At 67.6% G+C, this 21,550-nt stretch carries 23 protein-coding genes and 2 tRNA genes; 5 read left to right on the forward strand and 20 right to left on the reverse strand.

Going from position 1 to position 21,550, the window contains the following annotated elements; translation table 11 throughout:
• Nucleotides 1-10: 10 nt before the first annotated feature.
• Nucleotides 11-1,189, reverse strand: a complete 1,179-nt coding sequence (locus tag ACFVWL_RS17390; RefSeq protein WP_387185473.1) for a glycine C-acetyltransferase — start codon at nucleotides 1,187-1,189, stop codon at nucleotides 11-13.
• Nucleotides 1,189-2,232, reverse strand: coding sequence for an L-threonine 3-dehydrogenase (tdh, locus tag ACFVWL_RS17395; RefSeq protein ID WP_387185875.1), 1,044 nt, complete (start codon nucleotides 2,230-2,232; stop codon nucleotides 1,189-1,191). Before tdh ends, ACFVWL_RS17390 begins: the two co-directional genes overlap by 1 nt.
• Before the next feature lie 82 nt (nucleotides 2,233-2,314).
• Here tdh and ACFVWL_RS17400 point away from each other — a divergent pair, with 82 nt between their 5' ends.
• From ACFVWL_RS17400 to ACFVWL_RS17410, 3 genes are read left to right on the forward strand one after another with little or no spacing between them, the layout of a single operon-like run.
• Nucleotides 2,315-3,232 carry a LysR family transcriptional regulator gene (locus ACFVWL_RS17400; RefSeq protein ID WP_387185475.1) on the forward strand — a complete coding sequence of 306 codons (918 nt, stop codon included), beginning with the start codon at nucleotides 2,315-2,317 and terminating at the stop codon, nucleotides 3,230-3,232.
• A gap of 32 nt (nucleotides 3,233-3,264) precedes the next feature.
• Nucleotides 3,265-5,331, forward strand: a complete 2,067-nt coding sequence (locus tag ACFVWL_RS17405; RefSeq protein WP_387185478.1) for a M3 family metallopeptidase — start codon at nucleotides 3,265-3,267, stop codon at nucleotides 5,329-5,331.
• Nucleotides 5,332-5,335: 4 nt separating this feature from the next.
• On the forward strand, nucleotides 5,336-5,833 hold the full coding sequence (locus tag ACFVWL_RS17410) for a GyrI-like domain-containing protein (RefSeq protein WP_387185481.1): 498 nt from the start codon (nucleotides 5,336-5,338) through the stop codon (nucleotides 5,831-5,833).
• Nucleotides 5,834-5,904: 71 nt separating this feature from the next.
• On the opposite strand, the gene ACFVWL_RS17415 is transcribed toward ACFVWL_RS17410, so the two are convergent.
• The 14 genes from ACFVWL_RS17415 to ACFVWL_RS17480 form a co-directional block, all read right to left on the reverse strand.
• Entirely contained in the window at nucleotides 5,905-6,441 is a 537-nt protein-coding gene (locus ACFVWL_RS17415) for an NUDIX hydrolase (protein ID WP_387185483.1), read from the reverse strand.
• Complete coding sequence (clpX, locus tag ACFVWL_RS17420) at nucleotides 6,438-7,706, reverse strand: ATP-dependent Clp protease ATP-binding subunit ClpX (protein WP_017830302.1); 1,269 nt, start codon at nucleotides 7,704-7,706, stop codon at nucleotides 6,438-6,440. The genes ACFVWL_RS17415 and clpX overlap by 4 nt, the downstream gene beginning before the upstream one ends.
• A gap of 130 nt (nucleotides 7,707-7,836) precedes the next feature.
• Complete coding sequence (locus tag ACFVWL_RS17425; RefSeq protein ID WP_141386154.1) at nucleotides 7,837-8,124, reverse strand: hypothetical protein; 288 nt, start codon at nucleotides 8,122-8,124, stop codon at nucleotides 7,837-7,839.
• A gap of 370 nt (nucleotides 8,125-8,494) precedes the next feature.
• Entirely contained in the window at nucleotides 8,495-8,764 is a 270-nt protein-coding gene (locus ACFVWL_RS17430) for a hypothetical protein (protein ID WP_387185487.1), read from the reverse strand.
• A gap of 157 nt (nucleotides 8,765-8,921) precedes the next feature.
• The gene (locus ACFVWL_RS17435) at nucleotides 8,922-9,374 is read right to left on the reverse strand and encodes a DUF4304 domain-containing protein (RefSeq protein WP_387185490.1); all 453 of its coding nucleotides are present in this window, start codon (nucleotides 9,372-9,374) and stop codon (nucleotides 8,922-8,924) included.
• A gap of 16 nt (nucleotides 9,375-9,390) precedes the next feature.
• On the reverse strand, nucleotides 9,391-10,242 hold the full coding sequence (locus ACFVWL_RS17440; protein WP_387185493.1) for an aldehyde dehydrogenase family protein: 852 nt from the start codon (nucleotides 10,240-10,242) through the stop codon (nucleotides 9,391-9,393).
• Complete coding sequence (locus ACFVWL_RS17445) at nucleotides 10,239-11,681, reverse strand: aldehyde dehydrogenase family protein (protein WP_387185496.1); 1,443 nt, start codon at nucleotides 11,679-11,681, stop codon at nucleotides 10,239-10,241. The genes ACFVWL_RS17440 and ACFVWL_RS17445 overlap by 4 nt, the downstream gene beginning before the upstream one ends.
• A gap of 13 nt (nucleotides 11,682-11,694) precedes the next feature.
• A complete protein-coding gene (deoC, locus tag ACFVWL_RS17450) occupies nucleotides 11,695-12,696 on the reverse strand; it encodes a deoxyribose-phosphate aldolase (protein ID WP_387185498.1) in 1,002 nt (333 codons plus the stop codon).
• The gene (locus ACFVWL_RS17455; protein ID WP_387185501.1) at nucleotides 12,693-13,628 is read right to left on the reverse strand and encodes a sugar-binding transcriptional regulator; all 936 of its coding nucleotides are present in this window, start codon (nucleotides 13,626-13,628) and stop codon (nucleotides 12,693-12,695) included. The genes deoC and ACFVWL_RS17455 overlap by 4 nt, the downstream gene beginning before the upstream one ends.
• 151 nt (nucleotides 13,629-13,779) lie before the next feature.
• Nucleotides 13,780-14,421, reverse strand: a complete 642-nt coding sequence (locus ACFVWL_RS17460; RefSeq protein WP_021201511.1) for an ATP-dependent Clp protease proteolytic subunit — start codon at nucleotides 14,419-14,421, stop codon at nucleotides 13,780-13,782.
• 20 nt (nucleotides 14,422-14,441) lie between these two features.
• Nucleotides 14,442-15,038, reverse strand: coding sequence for an ATP-dependent Clp protease proteolytic subunit (locus ACFVWL_RS17465; protein WP_017830295.1), 597 nt, complete (start codon nucleotides 15,036-15,038; stop codon nucleotides 14,442-14,444).
• A gap of 81 nt (nucleotides 15,039-15,119) precedes the next feature.
• Nucleotides 15,120-15,614 (reverse strand): tetratricopeptide repeat protein, encoded by a 495-nt coding sequence (locus tag ACFVWL_RS17470; RefSeq protein ID WP_387185504.1) that lies wholly within the window; start codon nucleotides 15,612-15,614, stop codon nucleotides 15,120-15,122.
• Nucleotides 15,615-15,684: 70 nt separating this feature from the next.
• A complete protein-coding gene (gene tig, locus ACFVWL_RS17475) occupies nucleotides 15,685-17,169 on the reverse strand; it encodes a trigger factor (RefSeq protein ID WP_387185506.1) in 1,485 nt (494 codons plus the stop codon).
• A 63-nt stretch (nucleotides 17,170-17,232) separates the two neighbouring features.
• Nucleotides 17,233-17,306: transfer RNA gene (locus tag ACFVWL_RS17480), tRNA-Pro, on the reverse strand.
• A gap of 108 nt (nucleotides 17,307-17,414) precedes the next feature.
• Between ACFVWL_RS17480 and ACFVWL_RS17485 the strand changes: the two genes are divergently transcribed.
• Together ACFVWL_RS17485 and ACFVWL_RS17490 are read left to right on the forward strand one after the other, a co-directional pair.
• Nucleotides 17,415-17,485: transfer RNA gene (locus ACFVWL_RS17485), tRNA-Gly, on the forward strand.
• Between the two features lie 113 nt (nucleotides 17,486-17,598).
• Entirely contained in the window at nucleotides 17,599-18,798 is a 1,200-nt protein-coding gene (locus ACFVWL_RS17490) for a hypothetical protein (RefSeq protein WP_387185508.1), read from the forward strand.
• Between the two features lie 69 nt (nucleotides 18,799-18,867).
• On the opposite strand, the gene ACFVWL_RS17495 is transcribed toward ACFVWL_RS17490, so the two are convergent.
• The 4 genes from ACFVWL_RS17495 to ACFVWL_RS17510 all read right to left on the reverse strand — a co-directional run bounded on the left by ACFVWL_RS17495 (nucleotide 18,868) and on the right by ACFVWL_RS17510 (nucleotide 21,547).
• Nucleotides 18,868-19,221 (reverse strand): RNA polymerase-binding protein RbpA, encoded by a 354-nt coding sequence (locus ACFVWL_RS17495; RefSeq protein ID WP_017830291.1) that lies wholly within the window; start codon nucleotides 19,219-19,221, stop codon nucleotides 18,868-18,870.
• Nucleotides 19,221-19,469 (reverse strand): preprotein translocase subunit SecG, encoded by a 249-nt coding sequence (gene secG / locus ACFVWL_RS17500; protein ID WP_017202783.1) that lies wholly within the window; start codon nucleotides 19,467-19,469, stop codon nucleotides 19,221-19,223. The genes ACFVWL_RS17495 and secG overlap by 1 nt, the downstream gene beginning before the upstream one ends.
• An 81-nt stretch (nucleotides 19,470-19,550) precedes the next feature.
• The gene (gene tpiA, locus ACFVWL_RS17505) at nucleotides 19,551-20,342 is read right to left on the reverse strand and encodes a triose-phosphate isomerase (protein ID WP_387185511.1); all 792 of its coding nucleotides are present in this window, start codon (nucleotides 20,340-20,342) and stop codon (nucleotides 19,551-19,553) included.
• Nucleotides 20,333-21,547 (reverse strand): phosphoglycerate kinase, encoded by a 1,215-nt coding sequence (locus tag ACFVWL_RS17510; RefSeq protein ID WP_387185514.1) that lies wholly within the window; start codon nucleotides 21,545-21,547, stop codon nucleotides 20,333-20,335. Before ACFVWL_RS17510 ends, tpiA begins: the two co-directional genes overlap by 10 nt.
• Nucleotides 21,548-21,550 lie beyond the last annotated feature (3 nt).

The following is a 21,550-nucleotide window of genomic DNA, read 5'->3' on the forward strand; positions in this document are numbered from 1 at the left end:
AAGTTGAATGTCAGTCGATCGCGGTGCGTGCCGCAACGAAGGCCGCGACGCAGCGCTCGACCTGTTCCGGAGTGTGCGCCGCCGACAGCTGCACGCGGATCCGCGCCAGGCCGCGCGGCACGACAGGGAAGCTGAACGCGGTCACGTAGACGCCCCGCTCCTGCATCTCCCGGGCGATCCGCGCCGTCTTCGCCGCATCACCGAACATGACGGGGACGATCGGATGCTCCCCCGGGAGCAGGTCGAAGCCCTCGGCCGTCATGCGCTCGCGGAAGAGTGCCGCATTGCTGCGCAGACGCGCACGAAGATCGGCCGATCCCTCGACGAGGTCGAGAGCGGTCAGAGTGCCGGCAACGATCGCCGGTGCGAGCGTGTTCGAGAACAGATACGGTCGAGAACGCTGGCGCAGCAGAGCCACGATCTCGGCGTGCGAGGCGACGTAGCCGCCGGATGCGCCGCCGAGCGCCTTGCCGAACGTCCCGGTGTAGATGTCGACGCGATCGGCAACGCCACAGAGCTCCGGCGTCCCCCGGCCGTTCTCGCCCACGAAACCCACGGCGTGCGAGTCGTCGACGAAGACCAGGGCGTCGTAGCGCTCGGCCAGGTCGCAGATCTCGGCCAGCGGTGCGATGTAGCCGTCCATCGAGAACACGCCGTCCGTCACGATCACACGGAAGCGCGCATCGGAAGCCGCCTGCAGCTGCTCCTCGAGGTCGGCCATGTCACGGTTGCGGTAGCGCAGCCGCCGCGCCTTCGAGAGTCGGATGCCGTCGATGATCGACGCGTGGTTCAGCTCGTCCGAGATGATCGCGTCCTCGGCGGCGAAGAGCGTCTCGAACACTCCCCCGTTCGCGTCGAAGCACGACGAGTACAGGATCGCCTCGTCCGTGCCGAGGAAGTCGGCGAGCCGACGCTCGAGCTCGAGGTGCTGCTCCTGGGTGCCGCAGATGAAGCGCACGCTGGCGAGGCCATAACCCCACTCCTGCAGGGCCGCGGTCGCGGCGTCGAGGATACGAGGGTCGTCGGCGAGGCCGAGGTAGTTGTTCGCGCAGAAGTTCAGCACCTGGGCGCCGTCCGCGGTGATCTCAGCGTTCTGGGGTCCACGGATGCCGCGCTCATGCTTGGTGAGTCCGGCCTCCTCGATGCCCGCCAGCTCGTCCGACACATGCTTCTGAAAAGTCCCGTACATCACAGCTCCGTCCAATCGAGGATGATCTTGCCCGTTCCCGCCGACTCGGCCGCGGCGAATCCGCGTTCCCAGTCGCGCGCAGGGACGACCTCGGCGATCACGCGCCCGATGGCGTCCCGCAGGGTCGCGCTGGTCTGCAGCATCGCCCCCATCGCGTTCCACGTCTCGAACATCTCGCGACCGTAGATGCCCTTGATCGTGAGCATGTGGGTGACGAGCTTGCCCCAGTCGATGCCGAATCCCGCACTCGGCAGACCCAGCATCGCGATGCGGCCTCCGTGGTTCATGTTGTCGATCATGGCGGGGAGGGCCGACGGCGCACCGCTCATCTCGAATCCGATGTCGAAGCCCTCCCTCATGCCGAGCGTCTGCTGCGCGTCGCGGATGTCGCGGACCGAGACGTCGACGACCTCGTCGGCGCCCATCCGACGGGCCATCTCCAGACGGGGCGCGCTGACATCCGTCGCCGTAATGAACCGTGCCCCCGCATGCCGGGCCACCGCGATCGCCATCAGACCGATGGGGCCGCAACCGGTGACGAGCACGTCCTCGCCGACGAGCGGGTACGTGAGGGCGGTGTGGACGGCATTGCCGAGCGGATCGAAGATCGCGCCGAGCTCGGGGGTCACCTCGGAATGGTGCACCCACACGTTCGCAGCGGGAAGAGCCAGGTACTCGGCGAAGGCGCCGTCCCGCTGCAGCCCGAGCCCGATGGTCCGGATGCACATCTGGCGGCGGCCCGCTCGGCAGTTGCGACAGGTGCCGCACACGATGTGCCCTTCGCCGGAGACGCGGTCGCCGACCGCGATGTCGTGCACGCCCGGGCCAACTTCCACGACCTCCCCGTAGAACTCATGGCCGGGGATCAGCGGTGCGGCGATCGCGGACGCCGCCCAGTCATCCCAGCGGAGGATGTGCAGGTCGGTGCCGCAGATTCCCGTGCGCAGCACTCGGATGACGACGTCGTCGGTGCCGGCGATCGGATCGGGGCGCTCGACGAGCTCGAGTCCCGCACCGGGTGCGCCTTTGAACAGTGCCTTCATGATCTCGATCACACCGCATCCGACGTTGTAGAGCAATCGGCATCGTCTGCAATATCGATGTAGCGATAGCTACACTGTGATCGTGGAACTCCATCAACTGCAGATCCTGAGAGAACTCGGCGCCCTCGGCAGCGTGACGGCGGTGGCCGATGCGCTCCGGGTCACTCCCTCCGCGGTCTCCCAGCAGCTCGCCGCACTGCAGAGGGGTGTTCCGACGCCGCTGACCCGCAGGGTCGGCCGCACGCTCGCCCTCACACCCGCCGGTGAGGTGCTGGCGACGGCGGGCGCCGAAGCGATCGACGCGATGGCAGCAGCACGACACGCCCTGGACGACTTCGAGGGAGCCGCGACAGGAGTCGTGAGCATCAGCGGATTCCACAGTGTCGGGCAGGCCCTGTTCGGCGCACTGGTGCGGGAGCTGTCGTCCGCGGAGAACGCGCCGACGGTGCAGCTCACCGACGAGGATGTCGCGCAGACCGAGTTCCCCGCGCTCACCGCGCGTTACGACCTCGTGCTCGCACACCGCATGGAGCACTCCGAACCCTGGCCCGCACAGGGTGTGCGCAGCCTCACCCTGATCCGCGAGCCCCTCGACGTCGCCGTCGCGACCTCGCACCCGCTCGCCGGCCGCTCCAGCCTCACACCGGCCGACGTCGCGGGAGAGCGGTGGGTCACCAGCCGCATCGGCTACTCCCCCGACGACGTGCTCCGTGCGGTGTCGGCGGTCGCCCATCACCCCGTCGACATCCAGCACCGCATCAACGACTACGGCGCGGTGTCTGCCGTGGTGGCCGCCGGCGGGGTGATCGGGATGCTGCCGCGTTTCACCTCTCGCAGCGTCGACGACCGCGACCTCATGCGCATCCCGCTCGAAGGGGTGAGCACGCACAGGATGATCGACCTGCTCGCCCGCCCCGAGACACTTCGTCGTCGATCGGTCCGCGTGGTCGTGGAAGCGCTGCGCGACGTGATGACGCGCCTGAGCGAGGACGGCTCCTGAGCGCGGGCAGTCGCGGTGGATAGGCTCGGAGGATGACCGACGCCACGAATCCGCTGCTGCAGCCGTCGACGCTCCCCTACGGCCTCCCCGACTACGGCGCGATCCGGCCCGAGCACTATCTCCCCGCGTTCCAGGCGGGGTTCGAGGAGCAGCGTCGCGAGATCGCGCGCATCACGATGGTGCGTTCGATGCCGACGTTCGAGAACACGCTCGAGGCGCTGGAGCGATCCGGAGAGCTGCTCGACCGGGTGGCGCACACCTTCTACACCGTGAGCTCGGCCGATGCGACGCCCGAGATCCAGGAGATCGATGAGCAGCTCGCACCGCTCATGGCCGCCCACCAGGATGCGATCACGCTCGACAGCCAGCTCTACTGGCGGGTGCAGCACGTGTACGAGCAGCGCGACGCCCTCGCCCTGGACCCCGAGCAGCGCTACCTGGTGGAACGCCACCACCGCGAGATGACCCACGCGGGTGCGAGCCTCGACGACGAGGCCAAGGCGCAGCTGACCGCACTGAATCAGAAGCTGTCCACGCTGACCAACACCTTCGAGCGCAACCTGCTGAACGACACCAACGACCTCGCCGTGGTGTTCGATGCCCCCGATGAACTCGACGGGCTGAGCGCGGGTGAGCTGTCCGCTGCCGCGCGCGCGGCGGCGGATCGGGGGCTCGACGGCAAGTACCTGATCACCCTCCCGCTCTTCACCGGGCATCCTGCACTGGCACAGCTGCGCGTGCGGGAGTCGAGACGGCGCATCATGGCCGCGTCACTCGCCCGCGGCTCCCGAAACAACGCCAACGACAACCGAGCCGTGCTCCTCGAGATCGTGCGGTTGCGGGCCGAACGCGCGAACCTGCTCGGCTACGACTCGCACGCCGCCTATGTCACCGCCGACGAGACCGCCGGGACTCCGGCTGCCGTCGAGCAGATGCTCCGTCGCCTCGCCGCACCGTCCGCGCGGAACGCCCGCGCCGAGCACGCGGCACTCCAGGCGATCGTCGACGAGACCGAGGATGCCCCCTTCCCGGTCGAGGCACATGACTGGGCCTTCTACACCGAGCGGGTGCGCACCGCCCGGTATGACATCGACTCCAGCGCACTGCGCCCCTGGTTCGAGGCGGAGCGGGTCCTGCAGGACGGCGTCTTCTTCGCGGCGACCCGGCTCTACGGCGTCACATTCTCCGAGCGGGATGACCTCGCCGCGTACCACCCCGGCGCCCGCGTCTTCGAGGTGCGAAACGCCGACGGAACCGCGGTCGGCCTGTACGTGCTCGACCTGTACACGCGCGATTCGAAGCGCGGCGGCGCCTGGATGAACGCGATCGTGAGTCAATCGCGCCTGCGCGGCACGGCCCCCGTCGTCGTCAACAACCTGAACGTGCCTCTTCCCGGAGACGGCGAGCCGACGCTGCTGACCCTCGATGAGGTGACCACGCTGTTCCATGAGTTCGGGCACGCCCTGCACGGACTCTTCGCGACCGTGACCTATCCGCATTTCGCCGGGACGAACGTGTTCCGCGACTTCGTCGAGTTCCCGAGCCAGGTGAACGAGATGTGGATCCTGTGGCCGGAGGTGCTCGACAACTACGCGCGCCACCACGAGACCGGTGCGCCGCTCGACCCGGCGATCGTCGAGCGCCTCCGCGCGACCGAGACCTTCGACCAGGGGCATGCGACCAGCGAGTATCTCGCTGCCGCGTGGCTGGACCAGGCCTGGCACCGGCTGGGCACAGACGCGGAGGTCACCGACGTCGCCGCGTTCGAGGCTGCGGCTCTGACCGACATCGGACTGGATGACCCCGCGGTGCCGACCCGCTACTCCTCGACCTACTTCGCGCATGTGTTCTCCGGCGGCTACAGCGCCGGCTACTACTCCTACATCTGGAGCGAGGTGCTCGACGCCGACACCGTCGAGTGGTTCCGCGAGAACGGCGGTCTGACGCGAGGCAACGGCGACCGATTCCGCCAGCGCCTGCTCGGAGTGGGCGGCTCGAAGGATCCACTCGAGGCCTACCGCGACTTCCGCGGCCGCGATGCCGACATCGAACCGCTCCTGAAGCGCCGTGGACTGGGCTCGTGGGTCGTGAGACCCTGAGCGCATGAGTGCATTCCCCGACGCCCCCTTCGGTCCTGCCGACCGGCTCGACCTCGACGCCGTCCCCCTCGCCGTCATCCGACACAAAGGCATCCGCATCGCCGACCTCCCGGCCGCGTTCGACGCGAGCTACTCGGCGATCGCACTGACGTTCGCGGGCGACGTGCTGATCCCGACCGGCCCTGCGCTGGCGATCTACCTCGGTGATCCGATGGGCGTGTTCGACCTCGAGATCGGTTACCCCGTGCAGTCGCCGCCCGAGCATCCCATCCCGACCGCCAGCGGGAGCGTCATCGTCGCCTCGACCCTGCCCGAAGGCCCAGCGGTCGCGACGACCCTGTTGGGTTCCTACGAAGAGCTCGGCGCCGCGTGGGCAGGGCTGGTCGAGCGCGCAGCGGCAGAAGGCCTCCGTCCCGGAGGCGTCTGGATCGAGGTCTACGTCTCCGACCCGAGCACCGCGCCGGCGGAGCTGCGCACCGATCTGCTCATGCAGACCGCCTGACCCGCGACGAGGCAGCGCCGACTACTGCGGCGGAGCGGTGTGGCGATCCCCGCCCCACGCCGCGGCACCGGTCATCGTCCGAGCCAGTCCATCGCCTTGTACCAGGTGAGCTGGTGGTAGCTCTGCGAGAGGCGGTCACCGAGCCCGTCGAGCGACAGCACGTGCACGGCGATCGACTCGCCGTCGTCGAGCGACTGCTCCGCGACGCGCCTGCATCCTCGCGCGAGGAAGTGGTGCACGCGGTTGGTGTGGTTGCCGAAGTTGGCCCACGTCGCACCGAGCCCGATGAGGTCGTCGGACACGAAGCCTGTCTCCTCGAGGAGTTCCCGGACGGCCGCGTCCTCCGGCGACTCCCCGGGCTCCACTCCCCCGCCGATCGTGCCGATGGCCACGATGGCGGCGCCGTGACGGTACTCCTCGACGACGATCGCGTCGTCGTTCCCGTCGAGGGCCAGTACCGAGATCCAGTCGCCGTACTCCAGCACGTAGTACGGCGCTATCGACCGGCCGCTGATGTCTTCGCAGTCGTCCGCGCGCAGACGGATCCACCGGTCTTCGACGACCGTCCTGCGGGCGATCGTCGTCCAGGGAGCCGGCTCCGCACTCATGCGCTCTTGCGCTTGCGCTCCATCACGATGGTGGGCGGTGCGCCTTCGTCGACGGCCGCGCGGGTGACTATGACCTTCGCCACGTCTTCCGCAGACGGGATCTCGAACATGATGGGTCCGAGCACGTCTTCCAGGATCGCCCGAAGCCCGCGGGCACCGGTCTTGCGCTCGACGGCGAGGTCGGCGATCGATCGCAGTGCATCCTCTTCGAACTCGAGCTGCACGCCGTCGATCTCGAACATGCGCTGGTACTGCTTCACCAACGCGTTGCGCGGGCCGGTGAGGATGTCGATGAGTGCGGACTGGTCGAGCGGCGACACCGAGGTGACGACGGGAAGACGCCCGATGAATTCGGGGATCAGCCCGAACTTGTGGAGGTCTTCGGGGAGCACCTCGCTGAAGAGGTCGAGGTCCTTGCCCTTGTCGTGCAGCGGGGCGCCGAAGCCGATGCCGTGCTTGCCGACACGCGCCGACACGATGTCCTCCAGGCCTGCGAAGGCTCCGGCGACGATGAACAGCACGTTCGAGGTGTCGATCTGCAGGAACTCCTGGTGCGGGTGCTTGCGGCCGCCCTGCGGCGGAACCGAGGCGACCGTGCCCTCGATGATCTTCAGGAGCGCCTGCTGCACGCCCTCCCCCGAGACGTCGCGGGTGATCGACGGGTTCTCGGCCTTACGGGCGATCTTGTCTACCTCGTCGATGTAGATGATGCCCTGCTCCGCGCGCTTGACGTCGTAGTCCGCGGCCTGGATGAGCTTGAGGAGGATGTTCTCGACGTCTTCGCCGACGTAGCCGGCCTCGGTGAGCGCGGTGGCATCGGCCACGGCGAACGGGACGTTGAGGCGTTTCGCGAGCGTCTGAGCGAGATAGGTCTTGCCGCATCCGGTCGGGCCGATGAGCAGGATGTTGCTCTTGGCGATCTCGACCTCTTCCGCCTTCTGCTCGGCGGTCTGCAGGGTGCCGTGCGCACGCACGCGCTTGTAGTGGTTGTAGACGGCGACGGCGAGGGCGCGCTTCGCGGGCTCCTGGCCGACGACATACTCCTCGAGGAACGCGAAGATCTCACGCGGCTTGGGAAGCTCGAATTCGGCGACCCCGTCGGCGGACGACTCGGCCATGCGCTCTTCGATGATCTCGTTGCACAGTTCGACGCACTCGTCGCAGATGTACACGCCGGGGCCCGCGATGAGCTGCTGGACCTGCTTCTGACTCTTTCCGCAGAAAGAGCATTTGAACAGGTCAGCGCTTTCACCGATGCGTGCCATGCGCGTCCTCCTAGGGGGGATCAGAGATCGTCCTTCGAGCCTAACCGCTGCATACGACACCGGGCCGCATTGGCGCGTAGTGCTTTGCGCATACCGGCGAGCTCTGGTCTGCGGCGAGTGGGATCCGGACTCACTGCGCGGGCAGGCACCCTCCGTCCATGATGTATCCGCCCGCCTCGACGCGGACCGCGTCCTGACGCACCTCGCCGAACACGCACCCGCCCTCCGGCGCGCCGGCTCCGAACTCCACGGCAGCCTCGTCACCGCGGACCACGGCGCCCGGGAGGCCGATCTCCTGCAACGCCTGCTCGACGGCCCGGATCGAGATCTCGCCTTCCGTCCGCAGTGCTTCTAGACGCACACGCAGGTCGGCCACCGGCTGCACCGCTGCTGCCGCAGCCTCGTCAGAGAGCTCCATGCGATCCCGATATCGATCGTTCTGCGCCATGGCGTGATCTGGATCGTACGGCGCGCATTCCGGGGGAAGCACCGCACCGTCGTTCTGGGGGCACGCCACGGTGGGCGTGGGCGGGGCCGGACTCCCCGCACCGCCCGTCTCGGCCGGCACCACGGCGCATCCCCCGAGCAAGGGTGTCCCGGCGAGCAGGAGCGACAAGACCGCGGACGGATTCCGACGTGGCGTGATCGTCATGCCGTCATAAAACCACAGTGATGCTCCCGCAACGCCCTTTCCAGAGAGAAGGCCCTGCGGCGCGATGCACGGCAGGGCCCTCCGTCGTTCCGACGTCCGTCAGACCATGCTCTTGGTGTGCCGCACCGGCGAGGGCTCAGAAGTCTCGGGTGGAGACGCCGAGACGCATCCTTTCCGCCACGGCTTCGTCTGCATCGAGCAACGAGACGTCGTAGCGACCATCGCGAGCACCTGCACCCTGAACGTCCAGGTAGCCATTCCGCATCTCGGCAACAGCGGACCACGGCGGGTAGTCCTCCGTCGACGGCTCTCGCGTTCCGTCCGGCCAGATCACGACGTACCAGACCCACCATTGCTTCCGAAGCGGACGGGATGGGCTCCAGAACTCACCGACCGTCGTTGCCACATAACCGGCGGGTAGCCCCTCTCGCGACAGCACTCCCAGTCCGTCGACGAACGGATAGATCGATGGGTCAGCCCGCGGCGGCTTCACAAGACCCAAGTGAGCCCCCCATCGACGACCGCACCCAGATCAAACGAGACTCTTGGTGTGCCAGACCGTCTCACGACTCGCTCGACTGACGCAACATACGCGACATCATCGCGGGAAGCACGACATCGATGATCAGGTCGGTGAGCTCAACAGCCAACTGGCGTCGGCGAGTCCCACGATCGTCGAGCTCCCACCAGCGGTCGTTGCCATCGACGAGTTCCCCTACTCGCACCTGCCAGAACTCGCCACCGCGCCCATAGTGTGTGTTCGGGGACGGCTTGGCGGGATACTGTCGCTCGACTCGCACCTCTTTCCAGAACGCCTTGGGGATGACCTGCGCGTTGAGTGTCAGCTTCGAGAGCATGCTTGTGCTCGCCGCCGAGGTCTGAACGCCAATCTGGGCGAACCAGTCCGGGTTGGGAATCGCGAACGACCTTTCCGTGCCGCGGAAACCCGCGGCACGGAGGATCGGGGCAACATCTTCACGTAGCAGCGAACGCACCTGATCCTGAGCGGTCGTCATCATCGCCTCCGTCGATTCAGACCATGCTCTTGGTGTGCCAGACGGTCTTGATCTCCGTGAACGCGCCGATCCGCTCCGGAGAGGCCACGACCTCACCCGGAGTGAGCACGCGCTTGAGCGTCTCGGCTGCAGCGATCTGCATGTCGACCCAGTCGAGGGCGCCTGCACCGGCCAGGTCGAGGGCGTTCACGTCCTGGTGCGAGGCCAGCCACGGAGCGATCTCCGCCGGCGAGCCCGTGAGCACGTTGACGACTCCGCCGGGGACGTCGCTGGTGGCCAGTACCTCGGCGAGGCTGATGGCCGAGAGCGGGTGCTGCTCGCTCGCGACGACGACCACCGAGTTCCCGGCGACCAGAGCCGGAGCCACGACCGACACCAGACCGAGCAGCGCCGAGTCCTGGGGTGCGACGATCGCGACGACCCCGGTCGGCTCCGGCACGGAGATGTTGAAGTACGGACCCGAGACGGGGTTCGCGTTGCCCGCCACCTGTGCGTACTTGTCGCACCAGCCGGCATACCAGACCCAGAGATCGATGGCTTCGTCGACCTGCGAGGCCGCGGCCGCAGCCGAGACGCCCTCCTGCGCCGAGATCTCCTCGACGAACTGCGCACGACGGCCTTCGAGCACCTCCGCGACGCGGTACAGGACCTGTCCGCGGTTGTAGGCGGTCGCACCGGACCAGCCCTTGACCGCAGCACGAGCGGCCACGACGGCGTCGCGAGCGTCCTTGCGGGAACCCTTCGCCGCATTCGCGAGGAAGGCACCCTTGGGGGTGAGCACCTCGTACGTGCGGCCGGACTCGCTCCGCGGGAAGGCCCCGCCGATCGCCAGCTTGTACGTCTTGGGCACGGTCAGTCGCTTGCTCATGCTGCGGCTCCCTTGAGGTAGGCGGTGAGACCCTGGCGGCCGCCCTCGCGGCCGAACCCGGACTCCTTGTAGCCGCCGAACGGGCTCGACGGGTCGAAGCGGTTGAAGGTGTTGGCCCAGATGACACCGGCACGCAGGCGGTCGGCCACAGCGAGGATGCGCGATCCCTTGTCGGACCAGATGCCTGCGGACAGGCCGTAAGGCGTGTTGTTCGCCTTCGCGATGGCCTCGGCGGGTGTGCGGAAGGTGAGCACCGAGAGCACGGGGCCGAAGACCTCATCACGGGCGATGCGATGCGACGCCTCGACACCGGTGAAGATCGTCGGGGCGAACCAGAAGCCCTGCTCCGGGATCGCACAGTCCGCGCTCCAGCGCTCTGCGCCCTCGGCTTCCCCGATGTCGCTGAGCTCACGGATGCGAGCGAGCTGCGCTGCGGAGTTGATCGCACCGATGTCGGTGTTCTTGTCGAGCGGGTCGCCGAGACGCAGCATCGACAGGCGCGTCTTGAGCCGGTCGACGACCTCATCGTGGATCGACTCCTGCACCAGCAGGCGGCTTCCCGCGCAGCACACGTGACCCTGGTTGAAGAAGATCCCGTTCACGATGCCTTCGATGGCCTGATCGATGGGGGCGTCGTCGAACACGATGTTCGCGGCCTTGCCGCCGAGCTCCAGCGTCAGCTTCTTGTGGGTGCCTGCCACGGCCCGTGCGATGTCGCGGCCGACACCGGTCGAACCGGTGAAGGCCACCTTGTCCACATCCGGGTGGCGGACGAGAGTGGAGCCGGTGGCACCGGCACCCGTCACGATGTTCACGACACCGGCCGGAAGGTCGGCCTGCTGCAGGATCTCCGCGAAGATCAGCGCCGTGAGCGGCGTGGTCTCCGCAGGCTTGAGCACGACCGTGTTGCCGGCGGCGAGTGCAGGCGCGATCTTCCATGCGAGCATCAACAGCGGGAAGTTCCACGGGATGATCTGCCCGGCGACGCCGAGAGCGCGGGGGTTCGCGCCGAGTCCGGCGTGATCGAGCTTGTCCGCCCAGCCCGCGTAGTAGAAGAACCACGAGGCGACCAGCGGCACGTCGACGTCGCGACTCTCCTTGATCGGCTTGCCGTTGTCGAGGCTCTCGGCGACGGCGAGCTCGCGGGCGCGCTCCTGCACGAGGCGCGCGATGCGGAAGAGGTACTTGCCGCGATCACGGCCGCTCATCTTCGACCAGGTCTTCTCGTAGGCGCGACGAGCGGCGGCGACCGCGCGGTCGACATCCTCGTCACTGGCCGAGGCGATCTCGGCGATGTGCTTCTCCGTCGCCGGCGAGATGGTGTGGAACGGGGTACCCGAGCCGTCGACGAACTCGCCGTCGATGAACAGGCCGTAGCTGTCCTTGAGGTTCAGGATCGCGGTGGACTCCGGTGCGGGAGCGTATTCCAGAAATGACATGTTCGTCTTCCCGTCAGTCGATCGTGACGTAGTCGGGGCCCGAGTAGTGGCCGGAGCTGAGCTTCTGACGCTGCAGGAGCACATCGTTGAGGAGGCTGGATGCGCCGAAGCGGAAGAGGTGCGGCTGGAGCCACTCCTCGCCCACGGTCTCGGCGACGGTCACGAGATACTTCACCGCGTCCTTCGAGGAACGGATGCCACCGGCCGGCTTCACGCCGATCTTCTCTCCTGTGCCACGGTGCCAGTCGCGCACGGTCTCCAGCATCAGCAGGGTGGTCGGGAGCGTCGCGGCGGGCTGGACCTTGCCGGTCGAAGTCTTGATGAAGTCGCCTCCGGCCAGGATGCCGAGCCACGAGGCGCGCTTGATGTTGTCGTAGGTGTTCAGCTCACCGGTCTCCAGGATCACCTTGAGCGAGGCGTACGAGCCGTCCTCCCGACGGCACGCTTCCTTCACCTGGGCGATCTGATCGAACACCAGACCGTAGCGACCGGAGAGGAAGGCTCCACGGTCGATCACCATGTCGATCTCGTCAGCACCGGCGGCGACCGCCTCGGCCGTGTCGGCCAGCTTGATCGCGAGCGACGCACGGCCGCTCGGGAACGCCGTGGCCACGGCCGCGACGGAGATCAGGCCGTCATCGGGGTCACCGTGCAGGCTGCCGAGCGCCGTGACGGCGTCGCCGACCATGTCGCCGTAGACGCAGACCGCTGCGACCCGCGGGGTCGAGGGATCGGCGGCGTCGGGGTTCTTCGCCTTGGCGACGAGCGAGCGCACTTTACCGGGGGTGTCCGCACCCTCGAGGGTCGTGAGGTCAATCAGCTTGATGATCGTGTCGAGCGCCCACGCCTTCGACGTCGTCTTGATGGAACGGGTGCCGAGCCCGGCAGCGCGCTGCTCCAGGCCGACCGCGTCCACGCCGGGAAGTCCGTGCAGGAAGCGCCGGAGCGTGGCGTCGTCGGGCTCTCCGCCCAGAACGTCCACCGCCGTCCTGCGGCTGAGTTCTTTGGTCGTCACTGTTCCTCCAACAATGCTCGTGCTGTGGTCTCATCGGTCACCAGAACGCCGCACAGGCCGCTGGTGACCACGGTGCGTGCGATGTCGTGCTTGGCGGGGCCCGCCGTGACGAAGATCGCACGAGCGGCTCCGCGCAGGCGGTCGAGCGAGACGCCGACCGTCCGTGCATCGAGCTGCGAGTCGACGATGTTGCCCTCCGCGTCGACGTAGCGCCCGAGAACGTCTCCGACCGCGCCGCGGCGTGCGAGCTCTTCGACATCCTCGACGCTGAGGTAGCCGTTCTCGACGTGGGCGGACGAGGCATCGCAAGGTCCGGCGGTGAACAGGAACGCCTGCGCCTCCGCGGCCTCTTCGAGGACGGCGGCGACGGTGCGGTCGGACTCGATCGCCTGCTTCGTCTCCACCCGCTCGAGGATGGCGGGGCTCGGCAACAGGGAGACCTGCCCGGAAGCGCGCTGGGCGATCGTGACCGCGAGGCCGGCCGCGCCACCGGAGCGGCGGTTCAGGCTCACTCCCCCGTTGAGCTGGACGACGGTCACGCCGTTCGCCCATCCGTCCGGGAGAGCCTCGGCCACGGCGCGGAGCGTGCGTCCCCAGCTCACCCCGAGAGTGCGGGGCACCGGCCGGAGGGCGGTGAGGAAGTCTGCGGCGGCCTGCGCGACCCGCTCGAGTGTGCCATCATCGCCTTCGGGCGCCGGCACGACGACGGCATCCGTCAGTCCGAACCTCTCGACCAGAAGCCGCTCGAGGCCGAGCCTGCGGGCACGCGGGTGCACGATCTCGATGCGCACGATGCCGCGTTCTCGGGCCTGCGTGAGCAGACGACCGACCTTCCAGCGGGAGATCTTGAGGAGTCCGCCGATCTCGTCCTGTGTCTTGTCCTCGTCGTAGTACAGCTCGGCGACGCGAACCATGAGCAGATCTTCTTCCACGGCATCCTCCTTCCTCCTCCAGAGTAGGCCGTGAACAGCGTTCGCGCACCATTCTGCTCATATGCGCATTCCGAGCGCGGGCGTGTGCACATCCGCCGGGACGACGAAAGGGCGCCCGTCGTGATGACGGACGCCCTTCGAGTCGATGGGGTCAGACGCGCTTGCGCGTCGTGAGCACCTGGTCGACGATGCCGTACTCGAGTGCCTGCGCGGCGGAGAGGATGTTGTCGCGATCGATGTCGCGGTTCACCTGCTCCGGAGTGCGCTTGGTGTGCCCGGCGAGAGTCTCCTCGAGCCACGTGCGCATACGGAGGATCTCCGCGGCCTGGATCTCGATGTCGGAGGCCTGGCCGTGGCCGGCCTCCCCCATCGCAGGCTGGTGGATGAGCACCCGGGCGTTCGGGAGCGCGAGGCGCTTGCCCGGCGCACCGGCCGCGAGCAGCACGGCCGCAGCGGATGCCGCCTGGCCGAGCACCACGGTCTGGATCTGCGGCGCGACGTACTGCATCGTGTCGTAGATCGCCGTCATCGCGGTGAACGAGCCACCCGGCGAGTTGATGTACATCGTGATGTCACGCTCGGCGTCCTGGCTCTCCAGGACGAGGAGCTGCGCCATGACATCATCGGCCGACGCGTCGTCGACCTGCACGCCGAGGAAGATCACGCGGTCTTCGAACAGCTTGTTGTACGGGTCCTGACGCTTGAAGCCGTAGGCCGTGCGCTCTTCGAACTGCGGGAGCACATAGCGGCTGGAGGGCAGGTCACCGGCTGAGCGGAAGGTGGGTGTGTACATGAGCGTCCTTTCGCTTTCCGTTACTCGGTGTCCTGGTCGGTTCCGCCGCCGCCGATGACGTCGGAGGCCGATTCGCGGATGTGGTCGACGAAGCCGTACTCGAGCGCTTCCTCGGCGGTGAACCAGCGGTCGCGGTCACCGTCGGCGTTGATCTGCTCGACCGACTTGCCGGTCTGCGCCGCGGTGATCTCGGCGAGGCGGTTCTTCATCGACATGATGAGCTGCGCCTGGGTCTGGATATCGCTGGACGTACCGCCGAAGCCACCGTGAGGCTGGTGCAGCAGCACTCGCGCGTTGGGCGTGATGTACCGCTTGCCCTTCGTGCCGGCGGTCAGCAGCAGCTGGCCCATCGAGGCGGCCATTCCGATGCCGACGGTGACGATGTCGTTCGGCACGAACTGCATCGTGTCGTAGATCGCCATGCCGGCGGTGATCGACCCGCCGGGTGAGTTCACGTAGAGGTAGATGTCTCGCTCGGAGTCCTCTGCCGCGAGAAGAAGGATCTTCGCGCAGATCTCGTTCGCGTTCTCGTCGCGCACCTCCGACCCCAGCCAGATGATGCGGTCCTTCAGCAACCTGTCGAAGACGCTCGTTGCGAGGAGGGGTTCTGCAGCCATGTCAGCTCCTGATTCCGTGTTTCAGTGATTCGAATCTACCGGCGTCAACGCGGCACCCAGGCCGTGTTCGCCGTCGGCATATCAGGTGTCGGCGTCGGCGATCTCACGCGCGTAGGCCGTCATCGACCGGTGGTAGCGCGGGAGATGCGGCACCAGGGCGAGCAGCGCCACCGACAGGCCCTGCGCAGGTCGCCCCGCGCTCGCGAGGATCAGGGCGTGGACGCAGGCCATGGCATCTCGATACGGGCCGTCGGCCGACAGTTCCTCCTCGGCACGGATGACGGAGAGGGCTTCGTCGTACTCACCGAGATTCCGCAGCGAACTGGCCATCTGGATGACGCACTGCGGGCGGTGCTCCTCATCCAGCCCCAGCGCCAATGCGCGCCGGTACAGCTCGACAGCCTCCGCCGGCCTCCCCGCGGAGTCCCGCGCACCGGCGCGCTCGAACTCCGCACGAGCGTCGTCCGGTCCGCGTTCGGCGGCGAGGGCGTCGATGCGGGCGATCGTGTCGTCGCCGACCTCTTCGCCCGTCGCGTCCTCCCACACCTCGTCGATGCGCTCATCCCACGTCTTCATCGCTGCCCTCCCTGGATGGAAAAGAGGGCGGATGCCGCAGCACCCGCCCTCTTCATTGGATCGTGTCCGATCACTCGGCCTTGTCGGCCGCCTTCTTGGCCGGGGCCTTCTTGGCAGCGGGCTTCTTGGCAGCCGGCTTCTCAGCATCGTCAGCCTCGTCGGCCTTCTTCGCCGGAGCCTTCTTGGCCGCGGGCTTCTTGGCCGGAGCCTTCTTGGCCGGCTTCTCGTCGGCCTCAGCGGACTCGGCGGACTCGGACTCGGCGGACTCGGACTCATCGTCGGTGACGACGAAGTCAGACAGATCGACGGGCTTACCGTTGCTGTCGACGACCTTCACCTTGCCGAGCGCGATAGCGAGCGCCTTGTTGCGGGCGACCTCACCGACGAGCGCCGGAAGCTGGTTCGAGGACTGGAGGGCCTCGACGAACTCCTGAGGAGCCATGCCGTACTGCGCAGCCGACTGGATGAGGTACTGGCTGAGCTCCTCCTGCGAGACCTGCACATCGGCCTGCTCGGCGATCGTGTCGAGGAGGACCTGCGTGCGGAACTGCTTCTCGCTCGCCTCGGTGACCTCGGCACGGTGCACCTCGTCCTCGAGACGGCCTTCGCCCTCGAGGTGGTTGTGCACCTCGTCCTCGATGAGCTGCGGCGGAACGGGGATCTCGATCTGCTCGAGCAGCGCCTCGACGAGCTTGTCGCGCGCGGCGGAGCCCTGGGTGAAGACGCCCTGCTGAGCGACACGCTCGGCCAGGCTGTCGCGGAGCTCGGCGATCGTGTCGAACTCGCTCGCGATCTGCGCGAAGTCGTCGTCGGCCTCGGGGAGCTCGCGCTCCTTGACAGCCTTGACCGTGACAGACACCTCGGCCTCGGAGCCGGCGTGGTCGCCACCGACGAGAGCCGAGCGGAACGTGGTGTCCTCACCCGCGGTGAGCGACTCGATCGCGTCGTCGATGCCCTCGAGCAGCTCGCCGGAGCCGATCTCGTAGGAGACTCCCTCGGCGCGGTCGATCTCGGCGCCGTCGATCGTGGCGACGAGGTCGAGCTCGACGAAGTCGCCCTTCGCGGCGGGACGGTCGACCGGGACCAGCGTGCCGAAGCGGGCGCGCATGTTGTCGAGCTCTGCATCGAGCGCGGCGTCATCTGCCTCGACGGCGTCGACCGTCACGGTGATGCCGTCGTAGGAGGGCAGCTCGATCTCGGGGCGGACGTCCACCTCGATGTCGACGAGCAGGTCGCCCGAGAAGTCCTTCTCGTTCGGCCACTGCGTGATGTCGGCAGCCGGACGGCCGACGACGCGCAGCTTGTGCTCGACCGTCGCGTCGCGGAAGAACTTGTCCAGGCCCTCGTTGACGGCGTGCTCGATGACGGCGCCGCGACCGATGCGCTGGTCGATGATCGGAGCCGGGACCTTGCCCTTGCGGAAGCCGGGGATCTGAACGTCCTGAGCGATGTGCTCGTACGCGTGAGCGATGCTGGGCTTGAGGTCGTCCGGGGTGACCGTGATGGTGAGCTTGACCCGGGTCGGGGTCAGCTTCTCGACGGTGCTGTTCGCCATGCTGGTGTGTTCTCCTTGTGATTTCCGCTTCGAATCGCGGCTGTAAGGTCCGTGGGGGCCGTGTCGGGGCGACAGGAGTTGAACCTGCGACCTCCCGCTCCCAAAGCGGGCGCTCTACCAAACTGAGCTACGCCCCGGGGAATCCGCACGCGGATTCAGCCCCACCGAGTCTAACGGACAGGAGCATGCGTCAGAGTCCGGTATAGTCGATGAGTCGGTACCGAGCCTTTCCAGGGTTCGGATCCGGGGCTGTAGCTTAGTGGTAAAGCCTTAGTCTTCCAAACTAATGATGCGGGTTCGATTCCCGTCAGCCCCTCCGTTCGAGAAGGCCTTCACCATGCGGTGGGGGCCTTCTCGCATTCCCACCCGTCCTGTCGAATACGCTGACAGCATCGCTGTACGCAGTCTCCGACCGGAAGGCATCATCGAATGGGTCAGACGCTTCGCGAGGGCGGGCATCAGCTGCCCGTCCTGTTCTCCGCGGGTTCCTCCGCCCCTGCACCGACGCCGCGCCGGAAGAAGCGCACAGGCCTCGTCGTCGGCCTGCTCGGCGGAGCCGCCCTGGTCGCTGCAGTGGCCGTCACTCAGGTGACGGCGAACCTCGGATACGACAGTGCCGCGTCGCAGTACGAGAGCACCGCCCAGACGACATCGACCGCGAAGGCACAGGTGCGCGAGGAGATCGCCGGCCTGCGCGCGACCACGGATGCGGCGGCACGGATCATCGCCGGCGGAAACCAGCCGATCGCCGTGCCCGACGACGTCCATACGGGGTTCGCCGCCGCAGTCGACGACGGCACCGTCACTGCGTCCGATGCCGAGGGCGTGGTCGCAGCGGAGATCCCTGCCGTGGGCGCGAAGCCCGACTGGTTCTGGGAGCTGTTCGGCGCGACTTCGCAACTGGAGCAGCAACGCCACGCGGTCGGTGCACTGTCCGATGAGCTCACCGAAGCCTCGACCGACGTCGCAGACGCGCGGCACGCGGTGACGGAGAGCGGACTTGTCGTGATCGCCGCCGCGGGCACCGCCGCTCCGAGTTTCGAAGCCGCTCATCCCTCGGCACGCAACGAAGCCGTGATCGCCCTGCGCGATGCGGCCGCCGATGCCACCACCACGACGACGGTGGACGAAGGCGCGGCGACCGTGTACCTCGCACTGCAGGGTGCTGCGGCGCAGGTCGTCGCGACGGAGAACGAAGAGCTGGCGGAGAAAGCGGGACCGCTTCTGAACACCAGGCTCGAGATCGAGGCGTTCGCCCGCTCCCTCGCACCCGGTGTGCTTCTCGACTTCGACTGGGCCCCCGTCGTCAGTGGCGCCGGCTACAACGGCAGCATGGGCGGCTACACGACCTGGTGGTGGGGCGACTCGGGACGGGCGACCATCCAGCTCTCGAACTCGGTCGCCGAGCAGTGGCCGGCCGTCCGGAGCAAGGCGCTCGTGGCTCACGAGGTCGGGCATGCGATCAGCGCCAAGTGCCAGAGCATGTACGACTCCTCCACGCAGGACAGCATCGAGAAGTGGGCCACCGCGTGGGCCATCAGCATGGGCTATACCGACGACGCCAACGGAGTGTGGGCGTACGGGTATCCCCCGCAGAACTACATCGATGCGGCAGCGGGCTGCCGCTGAGTGCTGTCACCGGGTACGGAAGAAGCCGCCGCGATGACTCGCGGCGGCTTCTTCGATGTCAGACCGAGGTCACTGCCCCCGGCGCTCGCGCAGCTGCGTGAGCGCGTCGTCGAGAAGCTGGACGGCTTCCTCGTCGGTACGACGCTCCTTCACGTAGGCGAGATGCGTCTTGTACGGCTCCGCCTTCGCGAGCGCAGGAGGGTTCTCCTTGTCACGACCGGCGGGAAGGCCGGACTGCGGGTGATCGATCGTCTCCGGGATCTCCTCTTCCGGAAGACCGGCGGCGAAGTAGCGCACGGTCTCGTTGCCGAGTCCGTCCCAGTACGAGACCGCGATGCGGTCGGCGTGATATCCGTGGTCCTGCTCGCCCATGGGGCCGGAGCCCACACGGGTGCCGCGGATCGCGTTTCCACCGGTAGCCATCAGATGACCTCGAATTTCGTGATGAGGCCCAGCGCGACGATGGAGACGAACCATGTCAGTGCCAGGACGACGGTGAAGCGGTTCAGGTTCCGCTCCGCGAGCCCGGAAGAGCCGACCGCGGAGGTCATACCTCCACCGAACATGTCGGACAGGCCACCGCCGCGGCCTTTGTGCAAGAGGATGAGGAGGGTCAGCAGAACGCTGGTGATGCCCAGCACGACCTGCAGGACGAACTCGAGAATTGCCACGAGAAAGAGCCTTTCGCTGGGGCCGGAGCGCCCCCGTAACGGTCAAGTATACGGTGCAGCGGGGCCGAAGCCCCGCTGCACTCACACGCCGACGTGCTTCTCGAAGCGGATGATCGCAGCGAACTCGTCCACGACGAGGCTCGCCCCGCCGACCAGAGCGCCGTCCACATCGGGCTCGCGCATGAAGCTGGCGATGTTCCCGGACTTCACCGAGCCGCCGTAGAGGATGCGCGTGCGCGCGGCCGCCTCGTCGCCCAGGACCTTCGCGATGACGGCTCGCAGAGCGGCGCAGACATCCTGCGCCTGCTGCGGCGTCGCCGCCTGGCCGGAGCCGATGGCCCACACGGGCTCGTACGCCACGACGATGTCCGCCTTCGGCGAGACACCCTCGAGCGCAGCCTCGAGCTGCGACACCGGAACTGCGCTGGCCCCGAACTTCTCGAGGTCGCCGGCAGTCTCGCCGACGCAGATCACCGGCACGAGGCCGTGCGTGAGCGATGCCTTGACCTTCACCGCCACGACGTCGTCGCCCTCGGCGTGGTATTCACGACGCTCCGAGTGGCCGATGATGACGTACTTCGCGTCGAGCTTCGCCAGGAACGCCCCGGAGATCTCGCCGGTGTACGCACCGGAGTCGTGTGCCGACACATCCTGCGCACCGAGCGCGAACGGGATCTTGTCCGCGTCGATGAGCGTCTGCACGCTGCGGATGTCGGTGAACGGCGGGAAGACCGCCACCTCGACCGATCCGTCCTCGTGCTTCGCGTCCTTCAACGTCCAGTGCAGCTTCTGCACGAACGCGACCGCCTGAAGGTGGTCGAGATTCATCTTCCAGTTTCCCGCGATCAGCGGGGTACGGGTTGCTACGCCCATCCGAGCACCTCCAGGCCGGGTAGTTTCTTGCCCTCGAGGAATTCGAGGCTCGCGCCGCCGCCGGTCGAGATGTGACCGAACTGGTCGTCGGAGAATCCGAGCTGACGCACGGCTGCGGCGGAGTCGCCACCGCCGACGACGCTGAGGCCGTCGACCTCGGTGAGCGCCTGCGCCACGGTCTTGGTGCCGGCCGCGAACGCCGGGAACTCGAACACGCCCATCGGGCCGTTCCAGAACACGGTCTTCGACTCGCGGATGACCTCCGCGAAACGTGCCGCCGTCTCCGGGCCGATGTCCAGTCCGATGCCGGAGGCGCCGAACGGCGTCGACTCGATCGCGTCTGCCGCGGCGACTTCGTGCGCGGCGTCCGCGCTGAAGGATGCGGCGACGACGACGTCGGTGGGGAGCACGAGCTCCACACCGCGTTCGGCCGCTTCCGCGATGTAGCCGCGAACCGTCTCGAGCTGGTCCTCTTCCAACAGGCTCGAGGCCACGGCGTGCCCCTGGGCCTTGAGGAAGGTGAACAGCATGCCGCCACCGACGAGGATCTTGTCGACCCGCGGAAGCAGGTGCGAGATGACGCCGAGCTTGTCGCTGACCTTCGAGCCGCCGAGGACGACCGCGTACGGACGCTCGGGGTTCTCGGTCAGGCGGTCGAGCACGTCGAGCTCGGCCGCGATCAGCAGGCCGGCCGCCGACGGCAGCAGCTCGGCGAGCTCGTAGACGCTCGCCTGCTTGCGGTGCACGACTCCGAACCCGTCGGAGACGAGCACGTCGCCGAGCTCCGCGAGCTCCGCGGCGAACGCGGCACGGGTGGCATCATCCTTCGAGGTCTCCCCCGCATTGAAACGCAGGTTCTCGATCACGACGACCCCGCCGTCCTCGAGAGAGGCGACGGCCTCCTTCGCCGACTCGCCGACCGTGTCGCGCGCGAACGCGACCGGGGCGCCGAGCAGCTCGGACAGCCGCTGAGCCACCGGCTCGAGGCTGTACTGCGGGTCGGGCGCGCCATCCGGCCGACCGAGGTGAGAGCAGACGACGACGCGGGCGCCCGCGTTGATGAGTGCGTTGAGGGTCGGCAGCGAGGCGCGGACACGGCCATCGTCCGTGATGATCCCATCCCGCAGGGGGACGTTGAGATCACAACGGACGATGACGCGCTTGCCCTCGAGCGACCCCAGAGTATCCAGGGTGCGCAGAGTCATGTG

It is taken from the genome of Microbacterium sp. NPDC058269, assembly GCF_042881445.1.
Lineage (GTDB): Bacteria > Actinomycetota > Actinomycetes > Actinomycetales > Microbacteriaceae > Microbacterium.